This window comes from Vibrio sp. (assembly GCF_047973365.1).
In the GTDB taxonomy this organism is placed as follows: domain Bacteria; phylum Pseudomonadota; class Gammaproteobacteria; order Enterobacterales; family Vibrionaceae; genus Vibrio.
This window is the reverse complement of record NZ_JBKEBW010000015.1, coordinates 1-12,311: the sequence shown is the minus strand read 5'-3', so window position 1 is coordinate 12,311 and position 12,311 is coordinate 1. Positions and strand designations below refer to the sequence as shown.

7 protein-coding genes are annotated in these 12,311 nt (G+C 43.2%); 5 read left to right on the top strand and 2 right to left on the bottom strand.

What is annotated here, in order from left to right; translation table 11 throughout:
- Nucleotides 1–205: 205 nt before the first annotated feature.
- Nucleotides 206–1,357 carry a Na+/H+ antiporter NhaA gene (gene nhaA / locus ACK5MF_RS02160; protein ID WP_416918918.1) on the top strand — a complete coding sequence of 384 codons (1,152 nt, stop codon included), beginning with the start codon at nucleotides 206–208 and terminating at the stop codon, nucleotides 1,355–1,357.
- A 114-nt stretch (nucleotides 1,358–1,471) separates the two neighbouring features.
- Here nhaA and ACK5MF_RS02155 read toward each other — a convergent pair whose 3' ends face one another.
- Together ACK5MF_RS02155 and ACK5MF_RS02150 are read right to left on the bottom strand one after the other, a co-directional pair.
- Nucleotides 1,472–2,092, bottom strand: coding sequence for an OmpA family protein (locus tag ACK5MF_RS02155; protein WP_416919047.1), 621 nt, complete (start codon nucleotides 2,090–2,092; stop codon nucleotides 1,472–1,474).
- Entirely contained in the window at nucleotides 2,092–3,372 is a 1,281-nt protein-coding gene (locus ACK5MF_RS02150; RefSeq protein ID WP_416919045.1) for a TolC family outer membrane protein, read from the bottom strand. The genes ACK5MF_RS02155 and ACK5MF_RS02150 overlap by 1 nt, the downstream gene beginning before the upstream one ends.
- A gap of 379 nt (nucleotides 3,373–3,751) precedes the next feature.
- Between ACK5MF_RS02150 and ACK5MF_RS02145 the strand changes: the two genes are divergently transcribed.
- The 4 genes from ACK5MF_RS02145 (at nucleotide 3,752) to nspC (ending at nucleotide 11,924) form a co-directional block, all read left to right on the top strand.
- Nucleotides 3,752–5,944, top strand: a complete 2,193-nt coding sequence (locus ACK5MF_RS02145) for a type I secretion C-terminal target domain-containing protein (protein WP_416918916.1) — start codon at nucleotides 3,752–3,754, stop codon at nucleotides 5,942–5,944.
- A 548-nt stretch (nucleotides 5,945–6,492) separates the two neighbouring features.
- Complete coding sequence (locus ACK5MF_RS02140) at nucleotides 6,493–9,378, top strand: pyridoxal phosphate-dependent class III aminotransferase (RefSeq protein WP_416918914.1); 2,886 nt, start codon at nucleotides 6,493–6,495, stop codon at nucleotides 9,376–9,378.
- Nucleotides 9,379–9,392: 14 nt separating this feature from the next.
- Nucleotides 9,393–10,637, top strand: a complete 1,245-nt coding sequence (locus ACK5MF_RS02135; RefSeq protein WP_416918912.1) for a carboxynorspermidine synthase — start codon at nucleotides 9,393–9,395, stop codon at nucleotides 10,635–10,637.
- A 153-nt stretch (nucleotides 10,638–10,790) separates the two neighbouring features.
- Nucleotides 10,791–11,924 carry a carboxynorspermidine decarboxylase gene (nspC, locus tag ACK5MF_RS02130; RefSeq protein WP_416918910.1) on the top strand — a complete coding sequence of 378 codons (1,134 nt, stop codon included), beginning with the start codon at nucleotides 10,791–10,793 and terminating at the stop codon, nucleotides 11,922–11,924.
- The last annotated feature ends 387 nt before the right edge of the window (nucleotides 11,925–12,311 follow it).

Below are 12,311 nucleotides of genomic sequence, written 5' to 3'. Positions count from 1 at the left end.
TAACCTTGTTGTCGCAATTAATTCTTTCCTATACTTACCAAATAGCAGTTAATGCGGAATATGTATCTTAAATGTTCATTTGTTTCGGAAAATCCGATGTATCGAGTCATTACAAGCGATTATTCAATAATGTTCTAACGCACTAAACTTTTGTGCATCTGTTCGAAATCATGTATCGATATAACGAAATAATAAGGACGATATAATGACTGATATTATTCGCGACTTCTTAAAAATGGAGTCTGCTGGTGGCATCATCTTGGTAATTGCAGCGGCCGTCGCTATGATAATTGCCAACTCTCCCCTCAACGAGTTTTACCAAGCGGGTCTGCATACTTACATTTTGGGTATGTCTGTTTCTCACTGGATCAACGATGGCTTGATGGCTATTTTCTTCCTGTTGATCGGTCTTGAAGTAAAACGTGAGTTACTTGAAGGTGCTCTGAAATCTCGTGAAACCGCGATTTTCCCAGCCATTGCTGCTGTTGGCGGTATGCTTGCACCAGCTTTGATTTATGTGCTGTTTAACTTTTCAAACGAAACTGCAATTCAAGGTTGGGCGATTCCAGCCGCGACCGATATCGCCTTTGCGTTAGGTATCATGGCACTACTGGGCAGCCGTGTGCCAATCAGCCTGAAAGTGTTCCTACTTGCACTGGCAATCATTGATGACTTAGGTGTTGTTGTGATTATTGCGCTGTTTTACAGTGGTGATCTGTCTACCGTGGCATTGGCAGTTGGCTTCCTGATGACAGCTATTCTGTTTGTTATGAATGCAAAGCATGTCACTAAGATAAGTGCTTACCTGATTGTCGGTTTTATCCTTTGGGTAGCAGTATTAAAATCTGGGGTTCACGCAACATTAGCCGGTGTGGTGATCGGTTTCTCTATTCCACTGAAAGGAAAAGACAAAGAACATTCACCGCTTAAGCATTTAGAGCATGGCCTTCACTCATATGTAGCCTTTGGTATTTTGCCTTTGTTTGCTTTTGCCAACGCGGGTATTTCATTAGAAGGCGTTTCGCTAAATGGTTTGGCGCAAGCTCTGCCTCTGGGTGTTGCTCTAGGTCTATTTATTGGTAAGCCTCTCGGTATCTTTACCTTTAGCTGGATTGCGGTAAAACTGGGGATAGCAAAGTTACCTGATGGTATCAGCATGAAGCATATTTTTGCGGTATCTGTGCTGTGTGGTATCGGTTTTACTATGTCGATCTTTATCTCATCACTTGCATTTGGTGTTGATTTTGTAGACTTCGATACTTACGCTCGACTTGGTATTCTTATGGGTTCCACGACGGCAGCAGTAGCAGGTTATTGCTTACTAAGCGCGTCGCTACCTAAGAAAAAATCACTATAAGATTCATTATTCGTGAAGAATATAGAAAGCCCCTCGACGCTTAAGTCTGAGGGGCTTTTTCTTATTTGGATATATTATCAATAGAAGTCAGGAGCCAAATTCAGCAAATTGACATTAACGTTTATGTAGCGTGGAGAATATCGTCCATTCTTCGACCACTTTTTCCCGTAGACCGACGACTGTTGCGGTAACCTTGCGGTTGATTGCGTGAGCAGCAGGATCATCACCTTGGTTTTCAAGTCGGCTCTCTCCATATCCTATGATGCGAACACGCTTAGGTTCTATGTCGTAAGAGAGTAGTTTTTGTTCAACTGCTTCAGCCCGTTTTTTAGAGAGCTCTAAGTTATATTCATCGGTGCCTACTTTACTGGTGTAGCCTTGGATCTCAATGGATGCCGACTTATAGATCTTCAGGAAATCTGCCATGGTTTGGATTTGACTGGCAAATACCGGGTTGATCTCATATGAGTCATTGGCAAACAAAATCCGTAATTGGCGCTCATCTTGATTGCGTCTAACTTCGCCGCATCCGTCGTTATCGACTTCTGAACCGACAGGTGTTCCCGGACAAATATCTCTGCCGTTGACCACGCCATCTTGGTCATCATCCTGCAAATCGGCAATTTGGCTGGCTGTAGGCGTTGCTTTATATTCGTACTCTTCAGCGCTGAATGCCGATGCAGAGAATGCCAATCCAGCGAGTATTGCTAGTGATAGAATGTTGTTCTTCATGATTAATACTCCACTTCCTTGGTCCATTCTTCTGGGACATCAACCAAAAGCGCATCTATCAGTACCCCTGTCGCATTCATTACACGGTACTTAGCGTATTGCTCTGCATAGTGAGCATCTAGGTACTCTTTACGAGCTTCAAATAACTCATTTTCTGTGTTGAGCAAGTCAAGCAAGGTTCGTTGACCGATACCGTATTGTTTTTCGTACGCGATAACCGTTTGTGCCGAAGAATCAACATGATCAGCAAGGAAATTTTTCTGTTGAAGCGTTAAGTCTAAAGCGCTCCAGGATAAGCGTAAGCTCTCTTCTATTTGGCGATAAGCACTGTCTCTTAAATCTTTCGATTTGTTGAGTTGGTAAGCCGAACTTTCACTTCTATCGCTATCACTTCCACCGTTATACAAGTTGTATTTCATGCGTAGCATCGCCACTGTTTCATCTGCGTTACCTTCATAGCCACCAGCGTCATCCCGCCAAGTTTGGCGAGCTTCAATTGAAAAGGTAGGGTAGTAAGGTGCTTTAGATTGCTTGTATTGAAAACGCGTTGCATCAACATCCGTTTTGGCAATTTTGATGACAGGGTGTTTATCAAACGCTTCGACCAAGGCATCCGTCAGTGACAACGGAATTTTCGATTCGTCAGCGCGTGGGTAAATTAATCCAAGTGGTTCTTGACCGACCAAACGGCGAAACTGAGTATGAGTATCAAAAAGGTTGTTTTGTGCCGCGAGTAAGTTGCCTTGCGCTTTTGCAATACGGGCTTCAACTTGGGTTAAATCTGCAGTAGAACCGACCCCGGAATCCACTCTCTTTTTGATATCACGATAAATATCAATATGAACAGAGAGATTACTTTCCGATAGTGCAAGAATTTCTGTCGCTTTAACGGCGTTAAGGTAGACATCGGTTACCTCAAGCGCCAGGTTGGATGCATCATCCAAAAGCTGCAATCTTGTCGATTCAGCTTCGGCTGCTGTTCTGTCCATATCATTCAGGGTGCCGTTACCATCCCACAATAGTTGGTTGAGAATGATGCTTGCCTCTTTACGAGTTAAATCAGTATCCTCACGTCCGGTTGTGGATGCAGGACGAATACCTTCGTAGCCAATACCCGCATCCAAATCAATAGTAGGTAGATATTTACCACCAGAGGCTTTGCTGTCATTCACTGTACTGACGTATTGGTTATAGCTAGCTTTGATGTCAGGATTGTTTGCCAATGCTATCGCCACTGCCTGCTCTAAAGTTTGAGCGTAAGCAGAGGCGGAAGCCAGCAGCATACATCCGGCTAATAATGAAAGGTTCCGTTTCACTATGAAGCTCCTTAGTGTTGAATTATCTCTTTATAGGTCATTGAGATATTTCATTTTGTAGGGGGTGAGCGATCAAAGGTCATGCCTTAGTTTATGCAAGCTTAGTTTATAAATTAGGATTTTGAGAGCTTAGTTCAAAAAAGTACCAATGATTATTTTCCTTATTTATTGAAACCTTAGTTGAACTTTGAATTTTCGACCTAGCAAATGAGTTGAATACCCATGTAGCAGTTACTAATGTTAATGCATGAAAACTGCTCATGCAGTGGCGTGTGAACACCTGAGAACAAGCAAAACTGAAACGGGGTGCTCATACGTGTTATTTATGCTCATAGGGAACAGGCTCATGAACGCACGTACACTCAGCCAATTTATGTTGGCTAACGTAACTTTGGTCATTGATAGACAAGGTCAAATCCGAGAACTAGCCGCTGGTGCCGCTCCTGCTCCTGGGGAAGTTATCGTCACTGTTGGGGATGGTGCTAATCCTCAAGTCACGGCTCAAGAGGTGTTGGGTGGCGAAGGACAAACGCCACTCAATATTAACTTCGATGCAGAGATTGCTAACATCATTGCTCAATTAGAAGATGGTATAGACCCAACGTTGAACGCTGATCAAGCCACTGCCGCTGGTAGAGATAACGGTTCTGCTTTAGGCAACAGTGGTACGGTCGTCATGCAATTAGCCACTCTGATCGCTGCAACGGCTTTTAGTACCAGCGGGTTTGCTCGTGATTTCTTAAGTCAAACAGACAGCTTGAATGTAGATTTTACAGCTGCTGATGATCCTATTCAGAACTTAGTGGGAGTTTCTGACAATCCACCAGATATTACGCTGCAAGACGATCCAGTTAACTCTCCACCTGTGTTTGTTGATACGGAATACACTACAGATGACGATGAAGAATATGAAAATGGTAATGAATTTATTCCTGATTCTGGATCGCAAGCTATGTATTCACTTTATTACGGCGAGAATACTACCATGGAGTCGCCTATCATAGGGCGAGTCGCTGCAAACGATCTTGAGGGTGATACTTTAAGCTATGAAATAACCGGAGGTAACGATTCTGGATATTTTGAAATTGATGATGATGGCTTTATTAAACTGACTACCACCGGTTTAGAGTCGCTTGCGAACAATTATGAAAGTGGGATCAACGATCACGTCATTCAGGTGTCAGTGTCCGATGGAACTAATACGGTATTGGCTGACGTTAAGTTATTTGAACGCAATGTAAATGAAGCGCCAGAAGCGGAAAACTTTACAGTTACATTCTCCGGAACAGAGCAAGTTAACGTTGTTTTTAATACCGATATTGGTTTAACAACAGATCATATTTCTGACGAGGATGTTGATTACTTTACGCAAAATCCGATTAACCCCCAAAGTGCTGGATATGATGAATATCAAGATTTGTATTGGGATCAAAAGTTGTCTGTAGTCATTTCGTCACTTCCTACATATGGAACGCTTTACTACGACGGTGTTGAAATTGAGTCAATTGGTGATGTTAATAAGGAAGAAACTTGGTTAGATCCCGATCTTATTACCTATTCTTCTTCTGGTTCAATCTCACCCAAGACATTTATTTTAGATGATCATACTGAATTACTTTCAGGCATTCACGTAACTGGTAATTCCTACAAGGATGCTTACGTTACGTACTTGCCAGGTAATCCATCTCTTAATAGTGGTACAGGATATGGGGTCTCAAACAGTAAAGGTGATATAGATATAGGAGCAGGGGCTGGTATTAATAATCCAGAAATATTAATACTTGACCTAACTGATAACCAACTTACATCAGTCAATTTCACTCTATCAGGTATAAATCCAGGGCATGAAACAAAAGTAACATACACTTATTTAGTTGATGGTGAGTTAGTAAACTTGACCAGTGTATATGCGCCTTCAGTTGGTTCTAATACTATAGATGTATCATATACACCGCCAGCAAATAGCACACTTGTTCAGATTCAATTTTTAGGTAGTGATGCTAACTATGTTGTTGGGAATCTTACAGGAACTACAACCAGTACAATCGATGATGATAGTTTTACGTATAGGGCGGTAGATTCTGATGGGATGTACAGTGATGAGAAAACGGTCACCCTTGATGGAATAGATACAACAGAAACGTACGATACCCAGATACCTAACCCACTAGACGGTATTGTGATGGCTGAGACGGGAACAGATGTGATGATTGGGGATGATAGCCAAGCCAATATCTTCACATGGCTTGATTCCGTTTTAGATAACAGTACTGATACCGTTAAGAATTTCGAGTTTGGTGTCGACAAAATTGATCTGACTTCAATATTGGATGACGACACTTCAACGACGGATATAAGTGATCTACTTGGAAAAGTAACAATCAACACAGTTAATAATGAAGATGTTGTGTTAACAGTAGAACATGGCGATAGTGGTTCACAGACAATAGTAATAGAAGATATCTATTCTGATGTAGCTGCTATGGATGCGTCGGCCATTTTAGATAGCCTTGTTAAGTTAAATACGGAAACAGTTTAGCTTCGTGATAGTTGTATATCATAGCCTCTGCCAAGCAGGGGCTTTTCTTTATATAGTGTTAAGTACCAACTTTTATATCAATATTATGTGTTTGATTTGCAGTTTATATCGTTAATTTAACTTGATTTCATATTGCAAAATACACCTATTTTGTGTTAATTTCCGCCCCAATCTCAGACAGAGTTTCTGAGGGATACGCGTAATGACCATTCAGGCTGATTGTGACATTACGTAAGGTAGGTATCAGTAAGTCCTTTTACTGATAGACGGGATACTCTTGCTGTGGTAACAGCATGTGAATGGGATACCCAACATTGATTTCATTTAAACTACAACCACTAATCAGCTTTGTACTTCCAGAATGCCCTGTTTATCAAGACAGCAGCATTACAGAACCTTGAACCTCTGATTTAGTTAATCGTCATCCGTTTGATGACCCGTATTCCGTATTTGCTTAATGCATTCGGAACGTTTTGCTATTTGTCATTTTTCTCTATTACTGACGCGTGAGAAATGAACAGAAATTTTTAATTTTCAAGGTGATGAAAATGAGTACAGCCTTTGAAGTCGATAACACTATCGCAACCATTATGTCTAACCAAATTCCAGTACTAGACGGATTGTATGATCTCACTCCAGATGAAGTGTTGCTTGATCAAGCTGCGCATGAATCAGAAGTTCGTTCTTACCCACGTCGTCTACCTATCGCTATTAAACAGGCTTATGGCTGTTTAGTAGAAGATACACGTGGCCAAATCTTCCTAGATTGCTTGGCGGGTGCGGGTACTCTGGCGTTAGGTTACAACCATCCAGAAATTAACCAAGCGCTTAAGCAGCAACTTGATTCTGGTTTGCCATATCAAACACTGGATATTCCAACCAAATCTAAAGCTGACTTTATTAAGGCAGTAAAAGGTTTCCTTCCATCTGAACTTGGTGACAACTGTGTTGTTCAGTTTTGTGGCCCATCTGGTGCTGACGCGGTTGAAGCGGCGATTAAGCTTGCTAAACAAACCACTGGCCGTAATACCATGTTTGCCTTCCGTGGTGCTTACCATGGTATGACTAACGGTACCATGGGCATGATGGGCAACCTGAACACCAAAGCTCGTCGTACTGGTTTAATGTCAGATGTTCACTTTATGCCTTTCCCATACAGCCTACGTTGCCCGTTTGGTCTAGGTGGCGAAGAAGGTGCGAAAGCGAGCATTCGTTACATTGAACGTCTTCTTAACGATGACGAAGCAGGTATCATGAAACCTGCTGCGATTATCGTAGAGCCAGTTCAAGGTGAAGGCGGTGTTATCCCTGCTCCGGCACATTTCCTGCGTGAACTACGTCGTATCTGTGATGAGCATAGCATTCTGTTGATCTTTGATGAGATCCAATGTGGTGTAGGTAAATCTGGCTACAACTTCGCGTTTGAAGAAGCGGGAATTATTCCAGACGTACTATGTCTGTCTAAAGCGATTGGTGGTGGTCTGCCAATGGCAATTCTGGTTATCAACAAGAAGTTTGATACATGGAAACCAGGTGAGCACACCGGTACTTTCCGTGGTAACCAGTTAGCTATGGTTTCAGGCGCTAAAGCACTGGAAATCATCACTCGTGATAACCTTGTAGAGCACGCAAACATTGCTGGTCAATATCTACGTATGGGGTTAGAGAAAATTCAAAGCCGCGTAAACTGCGTTGCAGAAGTACGTGGTAAAGGTTTGATGCTAGGTCTCGAAATTCAGGACCCAAGCGGCGAGCTGAATAAGTTCGGTGAGCCAAAAGCTGCACCACAACTAACACTGGCTATTCAACGTGCGGCGCTTGAGCGTGGTTTGATGGTTGAAAAAGGTGGTCGTGAAGGTTCGGTTATTCGTTTCCTTCCACCATTGATTATCTCTTTCGAACAAATCGACTTTGCACTGCGTACATTAGAAGAAGCAATTCTTGCGGCTGGTGGCGGTCATAAAGACCCAGAGCCAAGTAACCAAGAGTGGAAGAAGCACTTCATCCACACCGGTTCAATGGGCAGCGCAGAATTTGCACGAGTGATGAACCACACAACTGCGGCAATGAAAGCGGTATTTGAACAAGTGAACGCGCCATATTCTGGTATGAATCCCAAAGCGTTGGAAGAAGCCATTTATGCGGTAGATCTTGATAACAAGAACGCGTCACTAAAAGAAGTGATTTCAGACACTGCAGAGCTAGTGGTTAAGAACTCAATTATGGTTCAACACCCAGACTGTATTGCTCACCTGCATACTCCACCGTTAATGCCATCTGTTGTGGCAGAAATCATTATTGGTTCACTAAACCAATCAATGGACTCATGGGATCAATCTTCAGCCGCAACCTATGTTGAGCAGAAAGTGATTGACTGGATGTGTGATAAATACGAGCTAGGCGCTAAAGCAGACGGTATCGTAACGAGCGGTGGTACGCAAAGTAACCAGATGGGTCTCATGTTAGCTCGTGACTGGATTGCGGACAAACTAAGCAGTCACTCGATCCAGAAGCTCGGTCTGCCTGATTACGCAGACAAACTACGTATCATTTGTTCTAAGAAGTCACATTTCACCGTACAAAAATCAGCATCTTGGATGGGGCTTGGTGAGAAAGCGATTCTTGCTGTAGACGCGCTGCCAAACGGCACGATGGATGTAACAAAACTAGAAGCTGTAGTTGAACAAGCGAAAGCGGAAGGTTTGATTCCATTTGCAGTTGTCGGTACAGCGGGTACGACTGATCACGGCGCTATCGATGATTTAGCGACCATTGCTGATGTTGCGCAGAAACACGAGCTATGGATGCACGTAGACGGTGCATACGGCGGCGCGTTGATTCTAAGCAGTCATAAAGGTCGTTTGCAAGGCGTAGAGCGTGCACAGTCAGTGAGCGTAGACTTCCACAAATTGTTCTTCCAAACAATCAGTTGTGGTGCGCTACTACTTAACGATAAAAACAACTTCAAGTACCTGCTTCACCATGCAGACTACCTGAACCGTGAGCATGACACTCTGCCAAACTTGGTTGATAAGTCTATCTCTACGACAAAACGCTTTGATGCCTTAAAAGTGTTTATGACGATGCAAAACGTCGGTCCTAAACAACTGGGTGCAATGTACGACCATTTGTTAGAGCAGACTCTGCAAGTGGCGGAACTGGTTCGTCAGTATAAAGCCTTTGAGCTTTTGGCTGAACCATCTTTGTCTACCGTGTTATTCCGTGCGGTAGACAGCCAAGCGACCGATTTCGATGAGCTTAACAAAGCTGTTCGAATGGAAGCGTTGGTACGTGGTATCGCAGTACTAGGCGAGACCATTGTGGATGGCAAAACTGCCTTGAAATTCACAATCTTGAACCCATGCTTGAAGATGTCGGACTTCGAATCTCTACTGGCTAAAATTGAAACTCTAGCGTCAGAGCTAGCGAAATAAAGGTACCGGATAAAATGTCAATTCTACAGATTGGTGCGGGCGGTGTTGGTTGGGTTGTTGCGCATAAAGCAGCTCAAAACAACGACGTGCTGGGTGATATTACCATTGCTTCTCGTTCTGCCGGGAAGTGTGAGAAGATCATTGAATCGATTAAGGGTAAAAATAACTTAAAAGATTCTACTAAGAAGCTAGAAGCTCGTGCAGTTGACGCAAGTAATGTGGATTCATTAGTTGCGCTGATTAAAGAAGTTAAGCCTGATCTCGTGATTAATGCTGGGCCCCCATGGGTCAACGTTCCAATTATGGAAGCGTGTTATCAGGCAGAAGTCTCTTACTTAGATACCTCAGTGGCGGTTGACCTTTGCTCTGAAGGTCAACAAGTGCCAGAAGCTTATGATCCGCAATGGGCTTTCCGTGATAAGTTCAAACAAGCCGGTATCACAGGTATTCTAGGCGCTGGTTTTGATCCCGGCGTGGTAAGTGTTTTTGCTGCCTATGCGGCAAAACACCTGTTCGATGAAATCGACACTATCGATGTGATGGATATTAACGCAGGTGATCATGGTAAGAAGTTCGCAACTAACTTCGACCCAGAAACAAACATGCTTGAAATCCAAGGCGATTCTTTCTACTGGGAAGAGGGTGAGTGGAAAACTGTTCCTTGTCATACTCGTATGCTGGAATTTGATTTTCCAAAATGTGGCCCTTTCAAAGTGTACTCAATGGCACACGATGAAGTTCGCTCCCTAAAAGAGTTCATTCCAGCAAAACGGATTGAATTCTGGATGGGTTTCGGTGACCGCTACCTGAATTACTTCAACTGCATGCGTGACATTGGTCTGTTAAGTCCGCGATCGTTAACTTTGCAAGACGGTACCGTTGTTCAACCCTTACAAGTTCTAAAAGCCATGCTACCAGATCCGACTTCTCTGGCGCCGGGCTACACAGGTTTAACCTGTATTGGTACTTGGGTTCAAGGTAAGAAGAACGGCGAGCAACGCAGTGTATTTATCTACAACAATGCAGACCACGAAGTGGCTTACAACGATGTAGAGCATCAAGCCATTGCATACACGACCGGTGTTCCGGCGATTACCGCTGCATTACAATTTTTCCGTGGTGAATGGGCTGATTCAGGCGTATTCAACATGGAGCAGCTAAATCCGGATCCGTTCCTGGAAACTATGCCAGAAATTGGTTTAGGTTGGGATGTCCTGGAACTAGAACTAGGTCAGCCAGACATTAAGATCCTGAAATAAGAAAAGACAGCTAACCTAATACGTTCCCACGCAGGAGCATAGGAACGAGGAGTTAATAATCTCTGGTGAGTGAAGATTAGTTGAACTTATTTTGTAAAATTTAAAGCCGATGCAATAGCGTCGGCTTTGTTCAATTTTAGAGTGAACGTAGAAATGCAAAAAAGCGAATTGAAAACGCCGTACTTCATGATCGATGAAGATAAGTTGATTGCGAATCTGGAAATCGCTAAACGCTTGAAAGAATTGTCAGGCGTTAAATTGGTTCTAGCACTGAAGTGCTTTTCAACCTGGGGCATATTTGACATCATTAAGCCATACTTAGATGGCACAACCAGTTCTGGTCCTTTTGAAGTCAAGCTTGGCTACGAGACATTCGGCGGTGAAACTCACGCATATAGCGTTGGCTACAGCGAAGATGACGTAAAAGAAGTGGCGGATATCTGCGACAAGATGATCTTCAACTCGCAATCACAACTTTCCGCATACCGTCACCTTGTTGAAGGCAAAGCGTCACTAGGTTTACGCTTAAACCCAGGCGTAAGCTACGCAGGGCAAGATCTAGCAAACCCAGCACGTCAGTTTTCACGTCTTGGTGTTCAGGCAGATCATATCGATACCTCTGTTTTCGATACCATCAATGGCGTTATGTTCCACATGAACTGTGAAAACAAAGATGTGGATGCGTTTATTCGCCTGCTCGATTCAATTTCACAACGTTTCGGTGAGTACCTAGACAAACTGGATTGGGTAAGTATGGGCGGTGGCGTCTTCTTTACCTGGCCGGGTTACGATGTAGAAAAACTGGGTCTAGCGCTTAAAGCATTTTCTGAAAAACACGGCGTACAACTTTACCTTGAACCGGGTGAAGCGGTGATTACCAAGACAACCGATCTTGTGGTCACCGTTGTTGATATCGTTGAAAACGGCATGAAGACAGCGATTGTTGACTCAGCAACCGAAGCACACCGTTTAGATACGCTGATTTACAATGAACCTGCTTCTGTACTGGAAGCCAGTGAATCAGGTGAACACGAGTATGTGATTGGATCATGTTCATGTTTAGCGGGCGACCAGTTCTGTATCGCCAAATTTGACCAACCATTAAAGATCGGTCAGAAGCTGCACATTCTAGACAGTGCGGGTTATACCATGGTGAAACTCAACTGGTTCAACGGCTTGAAGATGCCTGCTGTTTACTGTGAACGCAGCAATGGTGAAATTCAAAAACTGAACGAGTTTGGCTACCAGGATTTCAAACGTTCTCTTTCGCAATGGTCGGTTAAATAAGACTTATCGAGCAATAAAAAACCACCTATTTCTCAAAAGAGAAAGGGTGTTTTTTTTATGCAGCTTAGTTTTATAAGTCAGCTAATCTTATGATTCAAATAATACCATTCTGGAAAAGTTCATGATCAGTGAATGGGTATCGATAAGCAAACCCTCCGAGCCATGGATGGCTCGGCGGAGCCCCATGGATGGGTTTATGCGAGTTTGTGTTCGATGCCCATTTACTGTTACACAGATACTCTATCTGATCACATTCTTATCTAGAATAATGGAATGGACCCTCTCTACCTAATCGGCTTCAAATGAGCCATATTGATTGATGAAAAGACAACCAATAACAGTAAGAGAGGATCCTATGACAAGCGTAACAGTCGGTTTAGATACAGC

What these genes read in the sequence shown, in the direction of transcription:
- ACK5MF_RS02150 (WP_416919045.1), bottom strand. Translation starts at nt 3,372, where the DNA reads ATGCTGCTGGCTTCCGCCTCTGCTTACGCTCAAACTTTAGAGCAGGCA.
- ACK5MF_RS02140 (WP_416918914.1), top strand. Translation starts at nt 6,493, where the DNA reads ATGAGTACAGCCTTTGAAGTCGATAACACTATCGCAACCATTATGTCT.
- ACK5MF_RS02145 (WP_416918916.1), top strand. Translation starts at nt 3,752, where the DNA reads ATGAACGCACGTACACTCAGCCAATTTATGTTGGCTAACGTAACTTTG.
- nspC (WP_416918910.1), top strand. Translation starts at nt 10,791, where the DNA reads ATGCAAAAAAGCGAATTGAAAACGCCGTACTTCATGATCGATGAAGAT.
- ACK5MF_RS02135 (WP_416918912.1), top strand. Translation starts at nt 9,393, where the DNA reads ATGTCAATTCTACAGATTGGTGCGGGCGGTGTTGGTTGGGTTGTTGCG.
- nhaA (WP_416918918.1), top strand. Translation starts at nt 206, where the DNA reads ATGACTGATATTATTCGCGACTTCTTAAAAATGGAGTCTGCTGGTGGC.